This window comes from Pseudomonas sp. H1_A03 (assembly GCF_054685145.1).
Genome location: NZ_CP162829.1, coordinates 615,961 through 639,502 on the forward strand (window position 1 = coordinate 615,961; position 23,542 = coordinate 639,502).

Here is a 23,542-nt window from a genome sequence, read left to right on the forward strand (position 1 = left end):
AGCAGAGAGCGGGCTAAACAGCCCCGCTCTCGATTCGCGTCACGTGTTATTCGGTTTCCAGATCGATATCGATGCCGAGGGAACGAATTTCTTTGATCAACACGTTGAAAGACTCGGGCATGCCCGGCTCCATACGGTGATCGCCGTCCACGATGTTTTTGTACATCTTGGTCCGACCGTTCACATCGTCCGACTTCACTGTGAGCATTTCTTGCAGAGTGTAAGCAGCACCGTATGCTTCCAGTGCCCAGACCTCCATCTCCCCGAAACGCTGACCACCGAACTGAGCCTTACCACCCAGCGGCTGCTGGGTAACCAGGCTGTACGAACCGGTAGAACGAGCGTGCATCTTGTCGTCTACCAAGTGGTTCAGCTTCAGCATGTACATGTAGCCAACAGTAACCGGGCGCTCAAACTTGTTGCCGGTACGGCCGTCGAACAGCTGCATCTGGCCGCTTTCTGGCAGGTCTGCCAGTTTAAGCATGGCCTTGATTTCGCTTTCCTTGGCACCGTCGAACACCGGGGTAGCCATTGGAACGCCGCCGCGCAGGTTCTTCGCCAGATCCAGGATTTCCTGGTCAGTGAAGGTGTCCAGCTCTTCGTTGCGACCGCCAATCTCGTTGTAGATCTCGTGCAGGAACTTCCGCAGGTCCGCGACCTTGCGCTGCTCTTCGATCATACGGTTGATCTTCTCGCCCAGACCTTTGGCCGCAAGGCCCAGGTGGGTTTCAAGGATCTGACCAACGTTCATACGCGAAGGTACGCCCAACGGGTTGAGGACGACGTCGACCGGGGTGCCATTGGCATCGTGCGGCATGTCTTCAACCGGCATGATCACGGAGACCACACCTTTGTTACCGTGACGACCGGCCATCTTGTCGCCCGGCTGGATGCGGCGACGGATTGCCAGGTAAACCTTGACGATTTTCAGCACGCCTGGAGCCAGGTCATCGCCCTGCTGCAGTTTGCGCTTCTTGTCTTCGAACTTGTCGTCCAGCAGACGGCGACGATCAACGATGTAAGCCTGGGCTTTCTCGAGCTGCTCGTTCAGAGCGTCTTCAGCCATGCGCAGTTTGAACCACTGGCCATGCTCGAGACCGTCGAGGATTTCGTCGGTGATGTCCTGACCTTTCTTCAGACCTGCGCCGCCTTCAGCCTTGTGGCCTACCAGGGCGGAACGCAGACGTTCGAAGGTCGCGCCTTCAACGATACGGAACTCTTCGTTCAGGTCCTTGCGGATCTCGTCGAGCTGGGTCTTCTCGATGGACAGTGCACGAGCATCACGCTCAACGCCATCACGGGTGAAGACCTGTACGTCGATCACGGTGCCCTTGGTACCGGTAGGTACGCGCAGGGAGGTGTCTTTAACGTCGCTGGCTTTTTCACCGAAGATGGCACGCAGCAGCTTCTCTTCCGGAGTCAGTTGGGTCTCGCCTTTCGGAGTGACCTTACCGACCAGGATGTCGCCTGCGCCTACTTCAGCACCTACATAAACGATACCGGCTTCGTCCAGCTTGTTCAGTGCAGCTTCACCCACGTTCGGGATGTCTGCAGTGATTTCCTCTGGCCCAAGCTTGGTGTCACGCGCCACACAGGTCAGTTCCTGAATGTGGATCGTGGTGAAGCGATCTTCCTGAACCACACGCTCGGACAGGCAGATGGAGTCTTCGAAGTTGTAACCGTTCCAGGCCATGAACGCGATGCGCATGTTCTGACCCAGTGCCAGCTCACCCATATCGGTGGAAGGACCGTCTGCCATGATGTCACTGCGCTGAACCCGATCACCCTTGCTCACCAGCGGACGCTGGTTGATGCAGGTGTTCTGGTTGGAGCGGGTGTACTTGGTCAGGTTGTAGATGTCTACGCCGGCTTCGCCAGTTTCAACTTCGTCATCGGCAACACGAACCACGATACGACTGGCATCAACGGAGTCGATCACGCCGCCACGACGAGCCACGACGCAAACGCCGGAGTCACGAGCTACGTTACGCTCCATGCCGGTACCTACCAGCGGCTTGTCAGCACGCAGGGTGGGTACAGCTTGACGCTGCATGTTGGAACCCATCAACGCACGGTTGGCGTCATCGTGTTCCAGGAACGGGATCAGCGACGCGGCAACCGAAACTACCTGCTTCGGCGATACGTCCATCAAGGTGACGTCTTCCGGCGCCTTGACGGTGAACTCGTTCAAGTGACGAACAGCGACCAGTTCGTCGATCAGCATTTTCTTGTCGTTCATCGTGGCCGAAGCCTGAGCGATCACGTGATCAGCTTCTTCGATGGCGGACAGGAACACGATCTCGTCGGTGACCAGTGCGTCTTTCACCACGCGGTACGGGCTCTCAAGGAAGCCGTACTGGTTGGTGCGCGCATAGGCAGCCAGGGAGTTGATCAGACCGATGTTCGGACCTTCCGGCGTTTCGATCGGGCAAACACGACCGTAGTGCGTCGGGTGTACGTCACGAACTTCAAAGCCAGCACGCTCACGGGTCAGACCGCCCGGGCCCAGTGCAGAGACACGGCGCTTGTGGGTGATCTCGGAAAGCGGGTTGTTCTGGTCCATAAACTGCGAGAGCTGGCTGGAACCGAAGAACTCTTTCACCGCCGCAGCCACTGGCTTGGCGTTGATCAGGTCTTGCGGCATCAAGCCTTCGCTTTCGGCCATCGACAGACGCTCTTTGACCGCACGCTCAACACGCACCAGGCCAACGCGGAACTGGTTCTCGGCCATTTCGCCTACGCAGCGAACACGACGGTTACCCAGGTGGTCGATGTCATCGACGATGCCTTTGCCGTTACGGATGTCGACCAGAGTCTTCAGGACCGCAACGATGTCTTCTTTGCACAACACGCCCGAACCTTCGATCTCGGTACGACCGATACGACGGTTGAACTTCATCCGGCCGACCGCAGACAGGTCATAGCGCTCAGGGCTGAAGAACAGGTTGTTGAACAGGGTCTCGGCAGCGTCTTTGGTTGGCGGCTCGCCAGGACGCATCATGCGATAGATCTCGACCAACGCTTCCAATTGGTTGCTGGTGGAGTCGATCTTCAGGGTGTCGGAGATGAACGGACCGCAGTCGATGTCGTTGGTGTACAGGGTCTCGATGCGAACGACCTGAGCCTTGGCGATTTTGGCCAGGATCTCGGTGTTCAGCTCGGTGTTGCACTCAGCCAGGATTTCGCCTGTCGCCGGGTGAACGATGACCTTGGCGGTAGTGCGGCCCAGGACGTAGTCCAGCGGCACTTCCAACTCTTTGAGACCGGCTTTTTCGATCTGGTTGATGTGGCGCGCGGTAATACGGCGGCCGGCTTCAACAATGACCTTGCCCTTTTCATCCTGGATGTCCAGAACGGCAATTTCACCACGCAGACGCGATGCGATCAGCTCCAGCTTGAGGGTTTCATCCTTCAGGCTGAATACGTTGGTGGTGTAGAAGGCGTCCAGCACTTGCTCAGTGGTATAGCCAAGCGCGCGCAGCAGTACCGAAGCCGGCAGCTTACGACGACGGTCGATACGCACAAACACGCAGTCTTTCGGGTCGAACTCGAAGTCCAACCACGAACCACGGTACGGAATGATCCGCGCGGAGTACAGGAGCTTACCGGAGCTGTGCGTCTTGCCGCGGTCGTGGTCAAAGAACACGCCCGGGGAACGGTGCAGTTGGGAAACGATTACACGCTCGGTACCGTTGATAACGAAGGTACCGTTTTCAGTCATCAGTGGGATTTCGCCCATGTAGACTTCTTGCTCTTTGATGTCCTTGATCGCTTTGTTCGACGATTCTTTGTCGAAAATGATCAGGCGGACTTTTACCCGCAAAGGTACGGCGTACGTAACACCGCGCAACACGCATTCTTTGACATCAAATGCCGGTTCGCCCAGGCGATAACCGACGTACTCCAGCGCAGCATTGCCGGAGTAGCTGATGATCGGGAAAACGGATTTGAAGGCCGCATGCAGGCCCACGTCGCGGAACTGATCTTTGGTCGCTCCCGCCTGCAAGAATTCACGATACGAATCCAGCTGGATAGCCAGAAGGTACGGGACATCCATGACGTCCGGCAACTTGCTAAAGTCCTTGCGGATACGTTTTTTCTCAGTATATGAGTAAGCCATCAGCGTTCCCCAGCTTGGTCACCTGCTTGTTTGGCCCTCCCGACGGGAGCAGCCAGAAAATCTTGCAAACCCCATGGTTTGCACCACCGCATCGGGTGGCTACAGCGCGTTAATGGCGGCGACCGAGTCGACAGCCAAGAACGGAAAAAGGCCGGTGGCAAGAGCCACCAGCCATCAGCCTTCAGCTTGACGCGTGGGCTGGAGACGCAAGGTCGATGCTTACTTCAGCTCGACTTTAGCGCCTGCTTCTTCCAGAGTAGCTTTGGCTTTGTCAGCGGCGTCTTTCGACACTGCTTCCAGAACCTGGGCAGGAGCGCCGTCAACTACAGCCTTGGCTTCTTTCAGGCCCAGACCGGTCAGTTCACGTACTGCCTTGATCACGTTTACTTTCTTCTCGCCAGCTTCCAGCAGCATAACGTTGAATTCGGTTTGCTCTTCAGCAGCAACAGCAGCAACAGCTGGGCCAGCGGAAGCAGCGGCAGCGGAAACGCCGAATTTTTCTTCGAAAGCTTTGATCAGCTCAACAACCTGCAGAACCGACATTTCAGCTACGGCGTTGAGGATATCGTCTTGGGAGATAGACATTGCTGTATTTCCTGAATTGGGGGACGGCCTACGCGGCCATCGAAATAAACAAAAATACGCGAGAGAATTTGCTCAGCCTTAGGCTGCGGCAGCTTCTTTTTGCTCGCGAACTGCGGCCAGAGTACGAGCCAACTTGCTGGTAGCGCCTTGAATCACGCTCATCAGCTGAGAAATAGCTTCGTTACGGGTCGGCAGTGTTGCCAGTACGTCGATTTGGTTAGCTGCGAGGAACTTGCCCTCGAACGCAGCTGCCTTGATCTCGAACTTGTCCTGACCCTTGGCGAACTCTTTGAACAAACGGGCAGCAGCGCCAGGATGTTCCTTGGAGAAAGCAATCAGGGTCGGGCCTGTGAACACGTCGTTGAGAACACTGTATTCAGTGTCAGCAACAGCGCGCTTGAGCAGGGTGTTACGTACAACACGTACGTATACGCCAGCTTCACGAGCCTCTTTACGGAGTCCGGTCATAGCGCTTACTGTCACACCACGGGCATCAGCCACGACAGCGGACAGAGCAGCTTTGGCAGCCTCGTTGACTTCAGCGACGATGGCCTTCTTGTCTTCGAGATTAATTGCCACGGGTTTAACTCCTGCTTGTTACCGTTTCATCTGGCCGGAGCCGGATGTCGTTTTGGTGTCTGATTCGGTAAGGAACCGGGAGCACCATCTGCGTAGGCTTGTGGTTTAAGACTTGCGTCGCCTACGGTCTTGGATAGCCCCCGCCAGGCAGGGACCCCAATTTTTTCAATTGGCGCAATCGCTCGCGCCAACCTGTGTCTTATACGTCCAACGAGCCTTGGTCGATGACCAGACCTGGGCCCATAGTGGTGCTCAGGGTAACGCGCTTGACGTAGATACCTTTCGAGGAAGCTGGCTTGATACGCTTCAGATCAGCGATCAGGGCTTCAACGTTTTCCTTCAGCTTGACGGCATCGAAGCCGACTTTGCCAACGGAGGTGTGAATGATGCCGTTTTTGTCGGTGCGATAACGAACCTGACCAGCCTTGGCGTTTTTAACCGCGGTAGCTACGTCTGGGGTTACGGTGCCGACTTTCGGGTTAGGCATCAGGCCACGTGGACCCAGGATCTGACCCAACTGACCTACAACGCGCATTGCATCCGGGGAAGCAATAACTACGTCATAGTTCAGGTCGCCGCCTTTCATTTCGGCAGCGAGGTCGTCCATGCCAACGCGATCGGCGCCGGCGGCCAGAGCAGCTTCAGCTGCCGGGCCTTGGGTGAAGACAGCTACACGTACAGTCTTGCCAGTACCGTGTGGCAGCACAGTTGCGCTACGAACGACCTGGTCGGATTTACGTGGGTCAACACCCAGGTTTACAGCAACGTCAACGGACTCGCTGAACTTGACAGTCGACAGCTCGGTCAGCAGGGCAGCAGCGTCTACAAAGTTGTAGGCCTTGCCTGCTTCGATTTTGCCGGCGATAGCCTTTTGGCGCTTGGTCAGCTTAGCCATTACACACCCTCCACGTTAAGGCCCATGCTACGAGCAGAACCGGCGATGGTACGCACGGCTGCATCCATATCAGCTGCAGTCAGATCCGCGTTTTTGGTTTTCGCGATTTCTTCCAGCTGAGCACGAGTCACGGTGCCAACCTTAACGGTGTTCGGACGAGCGGAACCGCTAGTCAGACCAGCAGCTTTCTTCAACAAAACCGAAGCCGGGGTCGACTTGGTTTCGAAAGTGAAGCTACGGTCGCTGTATACAGTGATGATCACTGGAGTCGGCAGACCTGGCTCAATACCCTGAGTACGGGCGTTGAAGGCCTTGCAGAATTCCATGATGTTCACGCCGTGCTGACCCAGAGCTGGACCGACGGGTGGGCTAGGGTTGGCCTGAGCGGCCTTCACTTGCAGCTTGATGTAAGCGGTAATCTTCTTGGCCATGAGGCACTCCAATTACGGGTTCGAACGCCTCTAAAGGCTCCCCGGTTACTTGCGCGTTTATCCCAGTGACGACAAAACCCCACAGCCTAGGCTGTGGGGTTGGGATGCTTGCTCAGCTAGACCTTCTCGACCTGGCTGAACTCCAGCTCTACCGGAGTAGAACGACCGAAAATAAGCACTGCCACTTGGATCCGGCTCTTTTCGTAGTTAACTTCTTCGACAGTACCGTTGAAATCAGCAAACGGACCATCTGTGACACGAACAACCTCACCCGGCTCGAAAAGCGTCTTCGGCTTAGGCTTGTCGCTACCATCAGCAACACGACGCAGAATTGCTTCTGCTTCTTTATCGGTGATAGGAGCAGGCTTATCAGCGGTACCGCCGATGAAACCCATGACACGAGGAGTGTCCTTGACCAAGTGCCAAGTACCTTCATTCATGTCCATCTGTACCAGCACGTAGCCAGGGAAGAACTTGCGTTCGCTTTTGCGCTTCTGACCATTCCGCATTTCAACCACTTCTTCAGTGGGAACCAGAATTTCGCCGAAGCCATCTTCCATGCCTGCCAGCTTTACGCGCTCTAGCAAAGAGCGCATAACATGCTTCTCGTAACCCGAGTAAGCATGCACAACGTACCAACGCTTAGCCACGGGACACCCTTAGCCAACAATCAAGGAAACAAGCCAGCCGAGCAGGGAATCAAGCCCCCACAACAGCAACGCCATAACCAGAACAACAGCCACAACAATCAACGTAGTCTGCGTGGTTTCTTGGCGAGTCGGCCAAACGACTTTACGTATTTCGGTGCGAGCTTCCTTTACCAGGACCGCGAAAGACTTGCCTTTGGCAGTCTGCAGGCCTACAAAGGCAGCTACAGCAGCAAGGGCAAGCAAAGCGAGCACACGGTACAGGATCGGCGAAGCAGAATAGTACTGATTGCCAACAACGCCTACGACCACCAAGGCGACTACGGCGAGCCACTTGACCAGATCGAAACGAGAGCTTTGAGCTTCAGCCTTAGGAGTCATCTATGAAGATCCTGTGAAAAGAAAGCCAGATACACCACGTGAATCTGGCAGGTCAGGAGGGAATCGAACCCCCAACCTACGGTTTTGGAGACCGTCGCTCTGCCAATTGAGCTACTGACCTAAAACAAAATCAGGCCGACCATTATGCAGGCCTGAAAAAGACTTTACAACAACCAACCTCTAGAGACTTGAAATCACCTGGCAACACCAGGCACAACACCATCAAGCCGAGATTAACTGTTAAAACAAAGGCAGATATTTTCATATCTGCCTTGTTATATGGAGCTCTTGAGCGGATTTGAACCGCTGACCTCACCCTTACCAAGGGTGTGCTCTACCAACTGAGCTACAAGAGCAAAACACCGTGCACAACCTGCAAACTTGGAGCGGGTAGCGGGAATCGAACCCGCATCATCAGCTTGGAAGGCTGAGGTTCTACCACTAAACTATACCCGCGGAGCTTGCAGCTCACGCTAAAAATGGTGGAGGGGGAAGGATTCGAACCTTCGAAGTCGTAGACGTCAGATTTACAGTCTGATCCCTTTGGCCGCTCGGGAACCCCTCCTAAGCGAGCCGGCATTCTACATCACGCCGACCTTCTGTCAAGCATTTTCTCATTAAAAATATGAGGTTAGCTGCGTTGACCTTCGCTTCGCACTGCTGACCTAAAAGGTCTTCACTGCGAAGCGGGCGCCATTCTATGCAAACTATTCGAGAGTTGCAACGCCTTCGCACAACATTATTTTATGTTTTAACTCATTGAATTCCTTGGCAAGGTTTTCAAAGGGCAGGTCGTCAGCCAGGCGTCGGCTTTCAGGGGCAACGCGGAGCCAGTAGCCGGAAGCATCAGCAGTATTCAGCAATTGGACCTTGACCTTTATATCCAGGCTTGTGAGGCGCTGCTCAACGAGTTGCGCCTGGCGTTGATCCGCAAATCCGCCGATGTACAGGCACGTATTTTGTGCCTCAGGCGCTCTTGCTCGCTCCCTGCGCATTACGGTGTCAGAGGATTCACTCAATAGCCGAATATCCTGCTGCGCCCCCTTGTAGAGACTTAGAGGAGTGACATCTTTAGCGCGCAACGGTGCTTCTTGCTGATGCCAAACGTAGTAGAAGGCGTTGAGAACAAGTAAAAGCAAAAACAGCCAACGCATAATCACCTCAGGACAAAGGGCACGCCATCGCCAAACCGACAAAAACCAGATCAGGAACGAGCCGGGCCTGTGGCACCGCATCCGATACCAGATCAGCATCCCCGCCGGTCAGGAACACAGTGAAGTCATCACCCCAGTAGCTTCGCGCCAGTTCCAACTGAGTCAGGACAAACCCTCTCAACATCAACGTACAGCCGCGCTCTACCGCCTCCACAGTCGTACGACCTGGCGAGAGATACTCCAGCGCCCTTTCAGCAGCCGCGTCGTCGTAACGAATCTTGCGCGTGTGAGTCCGCAACTGACTGCGCATTAGAGGCATGCCGGGACATATAAAGCCGCCCAGATGCTCACCATCCGCCGTAATAAAATCTGCTGTTGCCGCGGTGCCAAAATCGAGCACCAGGCAAGCGCCGCGCGCCAGCTTGAATCCACCAAGCATCGCTAACCAGCGATCAAGACCCAGACGCTCGAAATCTTCGTAGCCGTTACGCACTCCGGCCATTTCTCGTGCGGGAGCAGCGCAGGAAACAGCAACGCCGAAAGTCTCATACAGAGCCGCGACTAGTTTGCTTGTTTCTTCCAAGGCACGAACGCTCACCAATCGGCAGCGTGTCAGCAATAATCCAGGAAGCGCGAGCAGGCTTTCAATCAATGCCAGATCCGAACCCACAACACCCTCCGCCGAGGTACTCGCCCTATCCGAATCAAGCACTCGCCATTTAATAAAGCTATTCCCACAGTCGAGCTCAAGAATCATCACGCAGCCTCAGGCTTAACTCACCACCACTGTATATTTTCTCAACACCATCAACGCTCAGGCGCAATGCTCCCTGACGATCTACACCCAATACAATCCCGTCAACCTGGTTAACGCCGGCAATGAGGGATACTGACCGCCCCTGCCATGCGTGATTTTGCTCCCACTCTTCTTGAAGCGCGACAAAACCGTGTGCCCTGTGTCGATCAAGGTAGTTTTGCAACTGCTGGCCCAATCGCGCCGCCAGAGCGTTGCGATCGATAGGAGAGCCCGTCTCGAGCTGCACCGAAGTCCATAGCTGATCGACCTCGTCAGCTCTCTGCATATTCACGTTTATACCTATTCCGAGAACAACGTGACAGATATCAGCAGGGTCTCCTACCAACTCCAGCAAAATCCCGGCAATCTTCTTCTGCCCTACCAAGACATCATTTGGCCACTTCAGTGCCGCCCCCTGCACACCTGACTCGCGCAAGGCCTGCATGACCGCCAGGCCCACCACCAGGCTTAGGCCCTCCAACTGCCGCAAACCAGCCTCGATGCGCAATACGAGGCTGTAATACACATTCTGTGCAAACGGGCTGACCCACTTTCGCCCCCTTCTGCCTCTTCCCGCCGTCTGCTGCTCCGCAAGCACCAAGAACGGAGCCGCGCATCCAGCATCAACAAGACGCAAGGCTTCGGCATTCGTGGAATCAAGGGAGTCAGAGATATGTACGGGCCACGTCAAGGAAGGCGCATTCCGCGCAATGTCCTCAGCACTCAAGAAAACCAGGGGCGACGCCAATTGATACCCCTTACCACGAACCTTATGGATGGGCAGATTCAATTCAGCCTCGAGGTGCTGGAGCTGCTTCCAGACCGCACTGCGACTAACGCCCAGGGCAGCGCCAAGTGCTTCTCCGGAGTGGAATCGGCCATCTTTCAGAAGCTTTAACAACGTCAGCATGCAGGTATCGCCTCACAATGAGGCACGCATGATAGCCATGCGCACGGTCATTGCATAGAAAGGCCGAGCGTTAGCACTGAAGGCCGCCGAGATGAGCTCTTTGCACTTTTCACCCGCCCAAAACAAAACCCCTGTTCGCGTTAGCAAACAGGGGTTCTGGAATTTAATCTTGACGATGACCTACTCTCACATGGGGAAACCCCACACTACCATCGGCGATGCATCGTTTCACTACTGAGTTCGGGATGGGATCAGGTGGTTCCAATGCTCTATGGTCGTCAAGAAATTCGGGTACTGAGTCGTGACCAGATGGCCTCGCTTCAGCAAATTGGGTATGTGACAGCTTTCGGTGTTTTCGTGAGATCGAACTTTCGGTTCTATCGTCTTCACACACCGCAATCTGATGCTCGTTAGAGTAGTCAAATTGCTTGGGTGTTATATGGTCAAGCCTCACGGGCAATTAGTATTGGTTAGCTCAACGCCTCACAGCGCTTACACACCCAACCTATCAACGTCGTAGTCTTCGACGGCCCTTCAGGGGACTCAAGGTCCCAGTGAGATCTCATCTTGAGGCTAGTTTCCCGCTTAGATGCTTTCAGCGGTTATCTATTCCGAACATAGCTACCCGGCAATGCCACTGGCGTGACAACCGGAACACCAGAGGTTCGTCCACTCCGGTCCTCTCGTACTAGGAGCAGCCCCTCTCAAATCTCAAACGTCCACGGCAGATAGGGACCGAACTGTCTCACGACGTTCTAAACCCAGCTCGCGTACCACTTTAAATGGCGAACAGCCATACCCTTGGGACCGGCTTCAGCCCCAGGATGTGATGAGCCGACATCGAGGTGCCAAACACCGCCGTCGATATGAACTCTTGGGCGGTATCAGCCTGTTATCCCCGGAGTACCTTTTATCCGTTGAGCGATGGCCCTTCCATACAGAACCACCGGATCACTAAGACCTACTTTCGTACCTGCTCGACGTGTCTGTCTCGCAGTCAAGCGCGCTTTTGCCTTTATACTCTACGACCGATTTCCGACCGGTCTGAGCGCACCTTCGTACTCCTCCGTTACTCTTTAGGAGGAGACCGCCCCAGTCAAACTACCCACCATACACTGTCCTCGATCCGGATAACGGACCTGAGTTAGAACCTCAAAGTTGCCAGGGTGGTATTTCAAGGTTGGCTCCACGCAGACTGGCGTCCACGCTTCAAAGCCTCCCACCTATCCTACACAAGCAAATTCAAAGTCCAGTGCAAAGCTATAGTAAAGGTTCACGGGGTCTTTCCGTCTAGCCGCGGATACACTGCATCTTCACAGCGATTTCAATTTCACTGAGTCTCGGGTGGAGACAGCGCCGCCATCGTTACGCCATTCGTGCAGGTCGGAACTTACCCGACAAGGAATTTCGCTACCTTAGGACCGTTATAGTTACGGCCGCCGTTTACCGGGGCTTCGATCAAGAGCTTCGCGTTAGCTAACCCCATCAATTAACCTTCCGGCACCGGGCAGGCGTCACACCCTATACGTCCACTTTCGTGTTTGCAGAGTGCTGTGTTTTTAATAAACAGTCGCAGCGGCCTGGTATCTTCGACCGGCATGAGCTTACGGAGCAAGTCCTTCACCCTCACCGGCGCACCTTCTCCCGAAGTTACGGTGCCATTTTGCCTAGTTCCTTCACCCGAGTTCTCTCAAGCGCCTTGGTATTCTCTACCCAACCACCTGTGTCGGTTTGGGGTACGGTTCCTGGTTACCTGAAGCTTAGAAGCTTTTCTTGGAAGCATGGCATCAACCACTTCGTTAACTAAAAGTTAACTCGTCATCAGCTCTCGGCCTTAAGATCCCGGATTTACCTAAGATCTCAGCCTACCACCTTAAACTTGGACAACCAACGCCAAGCTGGCCTAGCCTTCTCCGTCCCTCCATCGCAATAACCAGAAGTACAGGAATATTAACCTGTTTTCCATCGACTACGCTTTTCAGCCTCGCCTTAGGGACCGACTAACCCTGCGTCGATTAACGTTGCGCAGGAAACCTTGGTCTTTCGGCGTGGGTGTTTTTCACACCCATTGTCGTTACTCATGTCAGCATTCGCACTTCTGATACCTCCAGCAAGCTTCTCAACTCACCTTCACAGGCTTACAGAACGCTCCTCTACCGCATCACTTACGTGATACCCGTAGCTTCGGTGTATGGTTTGAGCCCCGTTACATCTTCCGCGCAGGCCGACTCGACTAGTGAGCTATTACGCTTTCTTTAAAGGGTGGCTGCTTCTAAGCCAACCTCCTAGCTGTCTAAGCCTTCCCACATCGTTTCCCACTTAACCATAACTTTGGGACCTTAGCTGACGGTCTGGGTTGTTTCCCTTTTCACGACGGACGTTAGCACCCGCCGTGTGTCTCCCATGCTCGGCACTTGTAGGTATTCGGAGTTTGCATCGGTTTGGTAAGTCGGGATGACCCCCTAGCCGAAACAGTGCTCTACCCCCTACAGTGATACATGAGGCGCTACCTAAATAGCTTTCGAGGAGAACCAGCTATCTCCGAGCTTGATTAGCCTTTCACTCCGATCCACAGGTCATCCGCTAACTTTTCAACGGTAGTCGGTTCGGTCCTCCAGTTAGTGTTACCCAACCTTCAACCTGCCCATGGATAGATCGCCCGGTTTCGGGTCTATTCCCAGCGACTAGACGCCCTATTAAGACTCGCTTTCGCTACGCCTCCCCTATTCGGTTAAGCTCGCCACTGAAAATAAGTCGCTGACCCATTATACAAAAGGTACGCAGTCACCCAACAAAGTGGGCTCCCACTGCTTGTACGCATACGGTTTCAGGATCTATTTCACTCCCCTCTCCGGGGTTCTTTTCGCCTTTCCCTCACGGTACTAGTTCACTATCGGTCAGTCAGTAGTATTTAGCCTTGGAGGATGGTCCCCCCATATTCAGACAAAGTTTCTCGTGCTCCGTCCTACTCGATTTCATGACTAAGAGATTTTCGCGTACAGGGCTATCACCCACTATGGCCGCACTTTCCAGAGCGTTCCGCTAATCTCAAAGCCACTTAAGGGCTAGTCCCCGTTCGCTCGCCACTACTAAGGGAATCTCGGTTGATTTCTTTTCCTCAGGGTACTTAGATGTTTCAGTTCCCCTGGTTCGCTCCATACACCTATGTATTCAGTGTAAGGTAACCATCTTATGATGGCTGGGTTCCCCCATTCAGACATCTCCGGATCAAAGTCTGTTTGCCGACTCCCCGAAGCTTTTCGCAGGCTACCACGTCTTTCATCGCCTCTGACTGCCAAGGCATCCACCGTATGCGCTTCTTCACTTGACCATATAACCCCAAGCAATCTGGTTATACTGTGAAGACAACATTCGCCGAAAATTCGATAATACTCAAAACTGAGTAACTCACAAATTTTACCTTAGCCTGATCCGTTACCAGTGAAAGTAACGCTCAGTCTATCTTTCTATCACATACCCAAATTTTTAAAGAACGATCTAATCAAAGACTAGAAATCAACATTCACCATCATAACGATGGAATGCTCATTTCTAAGCTTTCATAACGTAGAAGCAGTAGTGGTGGAGCCAAACGGGATCGAACCGTTGACCTCCTGCGTGCAAGGCAGGCGCTCTCCCAGCTGAGCTATGGCCCCGTATTTCTACAGGCGTTTCCCACACAAAATTGGTGGGTCTGGGCAGATTCGAACTGCCGACCTCACCCTTATCAGGGGTGCGCTCTAACCAACTGAGCTACAGACCCAATTTCGGGCTGCTTCTTATCGTCTTCTTCAATGAATCAAGCAATTCGTGTGGGAACTTATGGAGCAGCTGATGTCGTCGATTAAGGAGGTGATCCAGCCGCAGGTTCCCCTACGGCTACCTTGTTACGACTTCACCCCAGTCATGAATCACACCGTGGTAACCGTCCTCCCGAAGGTTAGACTAGCTACTTCTGGTGCAACCCACTCCCATGGTGTGACGGGCGGTGTGTACAAGGCCCGGGAACGTATTCACCGCGACATTCTGATTCGCGATTACTAGCGATTCCGACTTCACGCAGTCGAGTTGCAGACTGCGATCCGGACTACGATCGGTTTTCTGGGATTAGCTCCACCTCGCGGCTTGGCAACCCTCTGTACCGACCATTGTAGCACGTGTGTAGCCCAGGCCGTAAGGGCCATGATGACTTGACGTCATCCCCACCTTCCTCCGGTTTGTCACCGGCAGTCTCCTTAGAGTGCCCACCATTATGTGCTGGTAACTAAGGACAAGGGTTGCGCTCGTTACGGGACTTAACCCAACATCTCACGACACGAGCTGACGACAGCCATGCAGCACCTGTCTCAATGTTCCCGAAGGCACCAATCTATCTCTAGAAAGTTCATTGGATGTCAAGGCCTGGTAAGGTTCTTCGCGTTGCTTCGAATTAAACCACATGCTCCACCGCTTGTGCGGGCCCCCGTCAATTCATTTGAGTTTTAACCTTGCGGCCGTACTCCCCAGGCGGTCAACTTAATGCGTTAGCTGCGCCACTAAAAGCTCAAGGCTTCCAACGGCTAGTTGACATCGTTTACGGCGTGGACTACCAGGGTATCTAATCCTGTTTGCTCCCCACGCTTTCGCACCTCAGTGTCAGTATTAGTCCAGGTGGTCGCCTTCGCCACTGGTGTTCCTTCCTATATCTACGCATTTCACCGCTACACAGGAAATTCCACCACCCTCTACCATACTCTAGTCAGTCAGTTTTGAATGCAGTTCCCAGGTTGAGCCCGGGGATTTCACATCCAACTTAACAAACCACCTACGCGCGCTTTACGCCCAGTAATTCCGATTAACGCTTGCACCCTCTGTATTACCGCGGCTGCTGGCACAGAGTTAGCCGGTGCTTATTCTGTCGGTAACGTCAAAACAATCACGTATTAGGTAACTGCCCTTCCTCCCAACTTAAAGTGCTTTACAATCCGAAGACCTTCTTCACACACGCGGCATGGCTGGATCAGGCTTTCGCCCATTGTCCAATATTCCCCACTGCTGCCTCCCGTAGGAGTCTGGACCGTGTCTCAGTTCCAGTGTGACTGATCATCCTCTCAGACCAGTTACGGATCGTCGCCTTGGTGAGCCATTACCTCACCAACTAGCTAATCCGACCTAGGCTCATCTGATAGCGCAAGGCCCGAAGGTCCCCTGCTTTCTCCCGTAGGACGTATGCGGTATTAGCGTCCGTTTCCGAACGTTATCCCCCACTACCAGGCAGATTCCTAGGCATTACTCACCCGTCCGCCGCTCTCAAGAGAAGCAAGCTTCTCTCTACCGCTCGACTTGCATGTGTTAGGCCTGCCGCCAGCGTTCAATCTGAGCCATGATCAAACTCTTCAGTTCAAACATCTTTGGGTTTTTAAGAAACCCTAAACTTGGCTCAGCAATCGTTGGTTACATCTTTGATTTCTCGCGGAGTAACTTGTGATGCTGATAATCTTGTTGACTATCAGTCTGACTCCACAAGCACCCACACGAATTGCTTGATTCAGTTGTTAAAGAGCGGTTGGTTAAGATCTTTCATCTCAACCGAGGCGCGCATTCTACAGCAGCCTCATTTGCTGTCAAGTGATTATTTTCAGAAGTTTTCGAAGAATTCTTCAACAACTTCAACCACTTGCGCTTCCGATCTCTCGTTAGCGGGAGGCGAATTCTACAGCGTTACACGCTGCTGTCAACACCTCTTTTTCTCCGCTTTCGACCGAGAGGATCGAAACGTTAATAGAGCCAAACAACACTACTCTACCAACTCCTTCTGGGCTTCGATCAACTGAAGCAACTCGCTGTCGAATCTCGAATAACTCTTTGTTTACCAAGGAGTTTTCCGTTTCGACTGCGCCGGAAGTGGGGCGAATTATAGACAGATATAAATCGCCGTCAACACTTAATTTCAGGTTTATTCGGATTTAAGCGTAATACGCGCAAATGCCTTCTTTCCAGCCTGGCAAACGTGGGTAGCGCCCAGCTCGTATATAAAGGTGCGATCTACAACCTCACCATCTATACGCACACCACCGGAACCCAACAGATCACGCGCAACCGCCGAGTTCTTCACCAAGCCCGCCTTATTAAGGACAGCAGCGATCGGCATCGCCTCGGCTGCGGACAGCTCAATCTCCGGCAGATCATCCGGCAGCTCGCCATCCTTCATACGGTTACCCGCCGCACGGTGAGCATTGGCCGCAGCCTCTTCACCATGGAAGCGCGCAACGATCTCTTCCGCCAGCTTGATTTTCACGTCACGCGGGTTAGCGCCCGCCTCTACCTCAGCACGCAGCGCGTTGATCTCGTCCATCGAGCGGAAGCTCAGCAACTCGAAGTAGCGCCACATCAGCGCATCAGGAATCGAAACCAGCTTGCCGTACATCACACCCGGCGCTTCCTGGATACCGACATAGTTACCCAGGGACTTGGACATCTTCTTGACGCCATCCAACCCCTCCAGCAACGGCATGGTCAGAATGCACTGAGCCTCCTGCCCATACGCACGCTGCAGTTCACGCCCCATCAAGAGGTTGAATTTCTGATCAGTACCACCCAGCTCAACATCAGCACGTAACGCTACCGAGTCGTAGCCCTGAACCAGCGGATAGAGGAACTCATGAATAGCGATCGGTTGGTTGGTGGAGTAACGCTTGTCGAAGTCATCACGCTCAAGCATGCGCGCAACGGTGTACTGGGAGGTCAAGCGAATGAAGTCCGCCGGCCCCATCTGATCCATCCAAGTGGAATTGAACGCCACCTCGGTCTTGGCCGGATCAAGAATCTTGAATACTTGTGTCTTGTAGGTCTCGGCGTTATCGAGTACCTGTTCACGGGTCAACGGTGGGCGCGTGGCACTCTTGCCACTTGGGTCACCGATCATCCCGGTGAAATCACCTATAAGGAAGATGACCTGATGCCCCAGCTCCTGGAACTGACGCAGCTTATTAATAAGCACGGTGTGACCCAGGTGCAGATCCGGCGCGGTCGGATCAAAGCCAGCCTTAATACGCAGGGGCTGACCACGCTTGAGCTTTTCGATCAGCTCAGCTTCGACCAACAGTTCTTCCGCACCACGTTTTATCAGCGCTAGCTGCTCTTCAACCGACTTCATAACAGACCCGCAAGGCTCAGATTCAAAAGGGAACCAACCATACAAGATCAGGGACTAATTACAAGTTTTGCCCTGCGAACGGACACCGTTCAGCAAGCCCAGCGTTCGCGAGCTTGCGCCACAGATGATTTGGTTATATTTTATACAGTTATTTCATCTTCATCATGTCATTCATCTTTTCCATTTCATCTTCAAAGTCAAAATTACCTATGACCACTGAACCGTCTAAAGCGCCGCCGCTTTACCCGAAGACCCACTTGCTCGCCGCAAGTGGCATCGCCGCCCTTCTCAGCCTGGCACTCCTGGTATTCCCTTCCAGTGACGTAGAAGCCAAACGAACATCCCTGAGCCTTGACCTGGAAAGTCCAGTTGAACAACTGACACAAGATCAAGACGCTTCCGACGCGCAACAAGCCACAAATGCACCCGCCGACTCACCGTTCGCCCAGATAGAAAACAGCCCGGAAGACACACAGCAAGCTGCCGCGACGCAGTCTGCGCCGACTGTTGAGGTGGCCAAGAGTCCTCAGCACCGCGAAGTCATCGTGGGTAAGGGCGATACACTTTCGACACTGTTCGAGAAAGTCGGCCTGCCTGCCGCTACCGTCAACGACGTACTGGCAAGCGACAAACAAGCCAAGCAATTCACCCAGCTCAAACGCGGTCAAAAACTTGAATTCGAACTGACCCCCGACGGCCAGCTCAACAACCTCCACAGTACCGTCAGCGACCTTGAAAGCATCACGCTGACCAAAGGCGCCAAGGGCTTTGCCTTCAACCGCATCACCACCAAACCGGTGATGCGCTCCGCTTACGTTCACGGCGTGATCAACAGCTCCCTGTCGCAATCTGCCGCCCGCGCCGGACTGTCCCACAGCATGACCATGGACATGGCCAGTGTGTTTGGCTACGACATCGACTTCGCACAGGACATCCGTCAAGGCGACGAATTTGATGTGATCTACGAGCAGAAAGTCGCCAACGGCAAAGTGGTCGGCACTGGCAACATCCTCTCCGCACGCTTCACCAACCGCGGCAAGACCTACACCGCCGTGCGCTACACCAACAAGCAAGGCAATAGCAGCTACTACACCGCCGACGGCAATAGCATGCGCAAGGCCTTCATCCGTACTCCGGTAGACTTCGCTCGCATTAGCTCGCGTTTCTCCATGGGTCGCAAGCATCCAATTCTGAACAAAATCCGCGCCCACAAAGGCGTCGACTATGCCGCGCCACGTGGCACGCCGATCAAGGCAGCAGGCGACGGCAAAGTGCTGCTGGCCGGCCGTCGTGGTGGCTACGGCAATACCGTGATCATCCAGCACGGCAACACCTACCGTACGCTGTATGGCCACATGCAAGGCTTTGCCAAGGGTGTGCAAACCGGCGGCACCGTGAAGCAAGGCCAAGTGATCGGCTATATCGGTACCACTGGCCTCTCTACCGGGCCGCACTTGCACTATGAGTTCCAAGTCAATGGCGTACACGTCGACCCGCTCGGCCAGAAGCTGCCGATGGCCGACCCGATCGCCAAGGCCGAGCGTGCACGCTTCATGCAACAGAGCCAGCCATTGATGGCACGCATGGACCAGGAGCGCTCCACCCTGTTGGCTTCGGCGAAGCGTTAAGGTATGGCGCTCTATTTAGGCGTGATGTCCGGGACCAGCCTCGATGGACTGGACATTGCCTTGATCGAGCAAGATCCGGCGATCAAGCTGATCGCCACGCACTACATTCCCATGCCGGAAACCCTGCGCGCGGAGTTGCTTGCTCTGTGCGCCAGCGGCCCAGATGAGATCGCCCGTTCAGCCATTGCCCAACAGAACTGGGTGAGTCTTGCTGCTCAAGGCATTCACACGCTGCTCGATCAACAAAACCTCAAGCCTCAGGACATTCGCGCAATTGGCAGCCATGGCCAGACCATCCGCCATGAACCCGCCCGGGGCTTCACCGTGCAAATCGGCAACCCAGCCCTGCTCACCGAGCTGACGGGTATCACCGTGGTCAGCGACTTCCGCAGTCGTGATGTTGCCGCCGGCGGCCAGGGCGCCCCGCTGGTGCCTGCATTCCATGAAGCACTGTTCGGTGAACACACCGGTAACCGCGCGGTATTGAATGTGGGAGGTTTCAGCAATCTCAGCCTGATCGAGACCGGCAAACCTGTAGCCGGCTTCGACTGCGGCCCAGGCAATGTCCTGCTGGATGCATGGATACACCAACAACGCGGCGAACACTTTGATCGTGATGGACAGTGGGCGGCGAGCGGCAAAGTAGAGCCTCAACTACTCAACGACTTGCTCAGTGACCCATTCTTCGTGACCAAGGGCCCTAAAAGCACCGGGCGCGAAGTGTTCAACCTGGGATGGCTGCACCAACACCTCGGCCACTTACCCGCTTTCGAGCCTGAGGATGTGCAGGCCACGCTGCTGGAGCTGACCGCCCTGACCATTGTCGATTCCCTACAGTCCGCCCAGCCCCAGACAGAAACGCTGCTGGTGTGTGGTGGCGGCGCTCACAACGCCACGCTGATGAGTCGGCTGGCCGCGTTGTTGCCATCAACCCAGGTCAGCAGCACCGCCACCTACGGCGTGGACCCCGACTGGGTAGAAGCCATGGCCTTCGCCTGGCTGGCCCATTGCTGCCTTGAAGGCATTGCCGCCAACCGCCCCAGCGTCACCGGTGCACGCGGGCTTCGGGTACTGGGCGCGATCTACCCTGCCTGACCGCTTCCAGGATCCGCAGACAGCAAAACGCCGCTTGGCCTATCACAGCCAAGCGGCGTTTTTGCATGCCCTGTCGATCAGATCGAGAACGAAGACCCGCAACCACAGGTGGTGGTAGCGTTAGGGTTCTTGATCACGAAACGCGAACCTTCCAGACCTTCCTGATAATCCACCTCGGCGCCTGCCAAATATTGGAAGCTCATCGGGTCCACGACCAAACTCACGCCTTCGCGCTCAACGATGGTGTCATCATCGGCTACATCTTCATCGAAGGTAAAACCGTACTGAAACCCTGAACAACCGCCGCCCGTAACAAATACGCGCAGCTTCAAGCGATCATTACCCTCTTCATCGACCAGGCTCTTCACCTTGTGCGCAGCACCGTGGGTGAATTGCAAAGCCGTGGGGGTGAAGGATTCAACGCTCATGCTGATAATCTCCCGGCGTACCGCCGCCATATGCGTAATGGCGGGCATTATCCGCTTCTCCTAGAAAAGCGGTCAACTATTGTTACGGTATATCAATCTGCGCTGCCGCCATTAAAAACACAAAAGGCCCGATCACGGGCCTTTTGCTTAACCGCTGAACAGCGTTAAGGCAGCATGCCTGCGTGGGACAAGCCCAGCTTCTCATCCAGGCCAAACAAGATGTTCATGTTCTGCACCGCCTGGCCCGACGCGCCCTTGACCAGGTTATCGATCACCGACAGCACCACGACCAGATCGCCATCCTGCGGACGATGCACGGCAATCCGGCACACATTGGCGCCGCGCACGCTGCGGGTTTCCGGATGGCTGCCGGCGGGCATAACGTCGACGAACGGTTCGTTGGCATAACGTTTTTCGAACAGCGCCTGCAGGTCTACCGAGCGATCAACCACCGTTGCGTACAACGTAGAGTGAATGCCGCGAATCATCGGCGTCAGGTGCGGTACGAACGTCAGGCCCACGTCTTTACCGGCCGCGCGACGCAGCCCCTGGCGGATTTCCGGCAAGTGACGATGCCCTTTTACCGCATAGGCCTTCATGCTTTCCGCCGTCTCGGAGTAAAGCGAACCGACCGCCGCGCCACGACCAGCGCCGCTCACGCCCGACTTGCAGTCTGCGATCAAGCGCGAAGCGTCCGCCAACCCAGCTTCCAGCAATGGCAGGAAACCCAGCTGAGTCGCTGTCGGATAGCAACCCGGTACCGCGATTAAACGCGCTTGCTTGATCTGCTCACGATTGACTTCCGGCAGGCCATAGACAGCCTCTTTCAGCAATTCCGGCGCACCGTGAGGCTGGCCATACCACTTGGCCCACTCATCAGCGTCCTGCAAACGGAAATCCGCCGACAGATCGATCACCTTGGTGCCCGCGGCCAGCAGCTCACCGGCCAAGGCATGGGCAACACCATGAGGGGTGGCGAAGAACACCACGTCGCAGGCACCCAGGGTCTTGATGTCCGGAACGCTGAACGCCAGGCCATCGTAATGGCCTCGCAGGTTCGGATACATGTCGGCCACGGCCAGGCCGGCCTCGGATCGGGAGGTGATGACCACCACCTCAGCTTGCGGATGTTGAGCCAACAGACGCAGCAATTCGACACCGGTGTAACCCGTGCCGCCGACGATACCGACCTTGACCATAACCCTGCCCTCAACGAACCACTGGAAAGCCGTCGATAATAGGGGCCGTATCGTCCTGCGACAACCGTCAACGTGACGTACGGGCGCATGAGCCACTACTATCTTCAGTTACCGTGAACCTGGGAATAACTAGAAATGCTCTATCTATGGATCAAAGCCTTCCACATTGTCAGCATCGTCTGCTGGTTTGCCGGGCTGTTCTACCTGCCACGCCTGTTCGTCTACCACGCCCAAAGCGAGGACACCGTCAGCAAGGAACGCTTCAGCGTCATGGAGCGCAAGTTGTATCGCGGCATCATGGGACCGGCGATGGTGGCCAGCCTGGTATTCGGTATCTGGCTGATCGCCCTTAACCCTGGCATCTTTCAATCGGGCGCCTGGATCCACGCCAAGCTGACGCTGGTGGTGTTGCTGATCGGCTACCACCATATGTGCGGTGCGCAGGTAAAACGTTTCGCCCGTGGCGAAAACACCCGCAGCCATGTCTTTTATCGCTGGTTCAACGAAGTACCCGTTCTGATATTGCTGGCTATCGTAATTTTGGTCGTGGTCAAACCGTTCTAACTTCAATTACCCGGGGTACCTCCAATGTCGCTGCCCGCTCTGCTTGAACAACGTCTGCGCCTGCCCGTCGTGGTTGCGCCGATGTTTCTGATTTCCAACCCGCAACTGGTCCTGGCGTGCTGTCGCAATGGGGTGGTCGGGAGCTTCCCGGCGCTTAACCAACGCGAAAGCAGCGGGTTCAAGGCATGGCTGGAGGAAATCGAAGCGGGCCTGGCAGCGCTGGACAATCCTGCGCCCTACGCCGTCAACCTGATCGTGCACAACAGCAACCCGCGCCTGGAGGCAGACCTGGCGATCTGCGTTGAACACAAAGTGCCGATCGTCATTACCAGCCTGGGCGCTGTGAAGGAATTGGTAGACGCCGTGCACAGCTACGGTGGCCTGGTGTTCCACGACGTCACCACTCGGCGCCACGCTGAGAAAGCGGCCGAAGCCGGCGTGGATGGCCTGATCGCCGTAGCTGCAGGTGCCGGCGGCCATGCTGGCACTTGGAGCCCCTTCGCACTGATCGCCGAGATTCGCCAGTTCTTCGACAAAACACTACTGCTGGCCGGCTGCCTCAACCACGGGCACGAGATGCTCGCCGCCCAACTGCTCGGCGCCGACCTGGCCTATTTCGGCACTCGCTTTATCGGTACCACCGAAAGCCATGCCCCGGATGCCTATAAAGAGATGCTGCTCACATCGCGCGCCGCCGACATCGTGCACACTCCTGCTGTCTCCGGCGTCCCCGCCAGCTTTATGCGCCAGAGCCTGGAAAACGCCGGTTTCGACCTCGCAGCCCTGCAAGGCAAAGGCGAAGTCAATTTCGGCTCCAAGCTCAAACCGTTGAGCGACGAGGCTAAAGCATGGAAGACTGTATGGTCTGCCGGCCAAGGCGTCGGTGAAATTGATGATTTGCCAAGCGTCGATGAACTGGTTGCGCGCCTCGATGCCGAATACCGCAAGGCACGCGAACAGGCCGCTCAACTGCGCTGGCCACGCTGACCCAACCG

General features: G+C 55.1%; 17 protein-coding genes, 6 tRNA genes and 3 rRNA genes. 4 read left to right on the plus strand and 22 right to left on the minus strand.

Translation table 11 applies throughout. The features are described 5' to 3' along the window. Nucleotides 1-46: 46 nt before the first annotated feature. The 20 genes from rpoB to tyrS form a co-directional block, all read right to left on the minus strand. Nucleotides 47-4,120, minus strand: coding sequence for a DNA-directed RNA polymerase subunit beta (gene rpoB / locus AB4O35_RS02920; RefSeq protein ID WP_065872588.1), 4,074 nt, complete (start codon nt 4,118-4,120; stop codon nt 47-49). Nucleotides 4,121-4,339: 219 nt separating this feature from the next. After that, nucleotides 4,340-4,705 carry a 50S ribosomal protein L7/L12 gene (gene rplL / locus AB4O35_RS02925; RefSeq protein ID WP_003176432.1) on the minus strand — a complete coding sequence of 122 codons (366 nt, stop codon included), beginning with the start codon at nt 4,703-4,705 and terminating at the stop codon, nt 4,340-4,342. A 78-nt stretch (nt 4,706-4,783) separates the two neighbouring features. Further along, entirely contained in the window at nt 4,784-5,284 is a 501-nt protein-coding gene (gene rplJ, locus AB4O35_RS02930) for a 50S ribosomal protein L10 (RefSeq protein ID WP_003210095.1), read from the minus strand. Between the two features lie 199 nt (nt 5,285-5,483). After that, the gene (rplA, locus tag AB4O35_RS02935; RefSeq protein ID WP_003232403.1) at nt 5,484-6,179 is read right to left on the minus strand and encodes a 50S ribosomal protein L1; all 696 of its coding nucleotides are present in this window, start codon (nt 6,177-6,179) and stop codon (nt 5,484-5,486) included. Then, on the minus strand, nt 6,179-6,610 hold the full coding sequence (gene rplK / locus AB4O35_RS02940; RefSeq protein WP_003210097.1) for a 50S ribosomal protein L11: 432 nt from the start codon (nt 6,608-6,610) through the stop codon (nt 6,179-6,181). The genes rplA and rplK overlap by 1 nt, the downstream gene beginning before the upstream one ends. A 116-nt stretch (nt 6,611-6,726) precedes the next feature. After that, nucleotides 6,727-7,260 (minus strand): transcription termination/antitermination protein NusG, encoded by a 534-nt coding sequence (gene nusG / locus AB4O35_RS02945; RefSeq protein WP_003176436.1) that lies wholly within the window; start codon nt 7,258-7,260, stop codon nt 6,727-6,729. Nucleotides 7,261-7,269: 9 nt separating this feature from the next. After that, nucleotides 7,270-7,638, minus strand: a complete 369-nt coding sequence (secE, locus tag AB4O35_RS02950; protein ID WP_003194658.1) for a preprotein translocase subunit SecE — start codon at nt 7,636-7,638, stop codon at nt 7,270-7,272. Between the two features lie 45 nt (nt 7,639-7,683). After that, nucleotides 7,684-7,759 (minus strand) — tRNA-Trp (locus tag AB4O35_RS02955). Between the two features lie 159 nt (nt 7,760-7,918). Then, nucleotides 7,919-7,994: transfer RNA gene (locus AB4O35_RS02960), tRNA-Thr, on the minus strand. Between the two features lie 26 nt (nt 7,995-8,020). Continuing rightward, a tRNA-Gly gene (locus AB4O35_RS02965) sits at nt 8,021-8,094 on the minus strand. Nucleotides 8,095-8,118: 24 nt separating this feature from the next. Beyond that, nucleotides 8,119-8,203 (minus strand) — tRNA-Tyr (locus tag AB4O35_RS02970). A 142-nt stretch (nt 8,204-8,345) separates the two neighbouring features. Beyond that, on the minus strand, nt 8,346-8,792 hold the full coding sequence (locus tag AB4O35_RS02975) for a hypothetical protein (RefSeq protein ID WP_065872589.1): 447 nt from the start codon (nt 8,790-8,792) through the stop codon (nt 8,346-8,348). 7 nt (nt 8,793-8,799) lie between these two features. Then, nucleotides 8,800-9,549, minus strand: a complete 750-nt coding sequence (locus tag AB4O35_RS02980; RefSeq protein WP_065872590.1) for a pantothenate kinase — start codon at nt 9,547-9,549, stop codon at nt 8,800-8,802. Then, a complete protein-coding gene (gene birA / locus AB4O35_RS02985) occupies nt 9,539-10,498 on the minus strand; it encodes a bifunctional biotin--[acetyl-CoA-carboxylase] ligase/biotin operon repressor BirA (protein WP_065872591.1) in 960 nt (319 codons plus the stop codon). The genes AB4O35_RS02980 and birA overlap by 11 nt, the downstream gene beginning before the upstream one ends. 167 nt (nt 10,499-10,665) lie before the next feature. Next, nucleotides 10,666-10,781: ribosomal RNA gene (gene rrf, locus AB4O35_RS02990) — 5S ribosomal RNA — on the minus strand. A 156-nt stretch (nt 10,782-10,937) separates the two neighbouring features. Further along, nucleotides 10,938-13,829 (minus strand): 23S ribosomal RNA (locus AB4O35_RS02995). 249 nt (nt 13,830-14,078) lie between these two features. Next, nucleotides 14,079-14,154 (minus strand) — tRNA-Ala (locus AB4O35_RS03000). A gap of 30 nt (nt 14,155-14,184) precedes the next feature. After that, a tRNA-Ile gene (locus tag AB4O35_RS03005) sits at nt 14,185-14,261 on the minus strand. Nucleotides 14,262-14,343: 82 nt separating this feature from the next. Beyond that, nucleotides 14,344-15,880: ribosomal RNA gene (locus tag AB4O35_RS03010) — 16S ribosomal RNA — on the minus strand. Together the 16S, 23S and 5S rRNA genes with 2 tRNA genes alongside form the textbook arrangement of a ribosomal RNA operon. Before the next feature lie 553 nt (nt 15,881-16,433). Further along, nucleotides 16,434-17,633, minus strand: coding sequence for a tyrosine--tRNA ligase (tyrS, locus tag AB4O35_RS03015; RefSeq protein WP_065881612.1), 1,200 nt, complete (start codon nt 17,631-17,633; stop codon nt 16,434-16,436). Between the two features lie 209 nt (nt 17,634-17,842). On the opposite strand from tyrS, the gene AB4O35_RS03020 reads away from it, so the two are divergent. Next, nucleotides 17,843-19,261: a peptidoglycan DD-metalloendopeptidase family protein gene (locus AB4O35_RS03020; protein ID WP_065871762.1), complete on the plus strand. Its 1,419-nt coding sequence runs from the start codon at nt 17,843-17,845 to the stop codon at nt 19,259-19,261. A 3-nt stretch (nt 19,262-19,264) separates the two neighbouring features. Further along, complete coding sequence (locus AB4O35_RS03025) at nt 19,265-20,356, plus strand: anhydro-N-acetylmuramic acid kinase (protein ID WP_065891387.1); 1,092 nt, start codon at nt 19,265-19,267, stop codon at nt 20,354-20,356. Nucleotides 20,357-20,433: 77 nt separating this feature from the next. On the opposite strand, the gene erpA is transcribed toward AB4O35_RS03025, so the two are convergent. Beyond that, nucleotides 20,434-20,784 (minus strand): iron-sulfur cluster insertion protein ErpA, encoded by a 351-nt coding sequence (gene erpA, locus AB4O35_RS03030; RefSeq protein ID WP_003176443.1) that lies wholly within the window; start codon nt 20,782-20,784, stop codon nt 20,434-20,436. 164 nt (nt 20,785-20,948) lie between these two features. Further along, nucleotides 20,949-21,983: an N-acetyl-gamma-glutamyl-phosphate reductase gene (gene argC / locus AB4O35_RS03035; protein WP_065871764.1), complete on the minus strand. Its 1,035-nt coding sequence runs from the start codon at nt 21,981-21,983 to the stop codon at nt 20,949-20,951. 135 nt (nt 21,984-22,118) lie between these two features. Here argC and hemJ point away from each other — a divergent pair, with 135 nt between their 5' ends. Together hemJ and AB4O35_RS03045 are read left to right on the plus strand one after the other, a co-directional pair. Then, on the plus strand, nt 22,119-22,547 hold the full coding sequence (hemJ, locus tag AB4O35_RS03040) for a protoporphyrinogen oxidase HemJ (protein WP_065871765.1): 429 nt from the start codon (nt 22,119-22,121) through the stop codon (nt 22,545-22,547). A gap of 24 nt (nt 22,548-22,571) precedes the next feature. Beyond that, nucleotides 22,572-23,534, plus strand: coding sequence for an NAD(P)H-dependent flavin oxidoreductase (locus tag AB4O35_RS03045; RefSeq protein WP_065871766.1), 963 nt, complete (start codon nt 22,572-22,574; stop codon nt 23,532-23,534). Nucleotides 23,535-23,542: the final 8 nt, after the last annotated feature.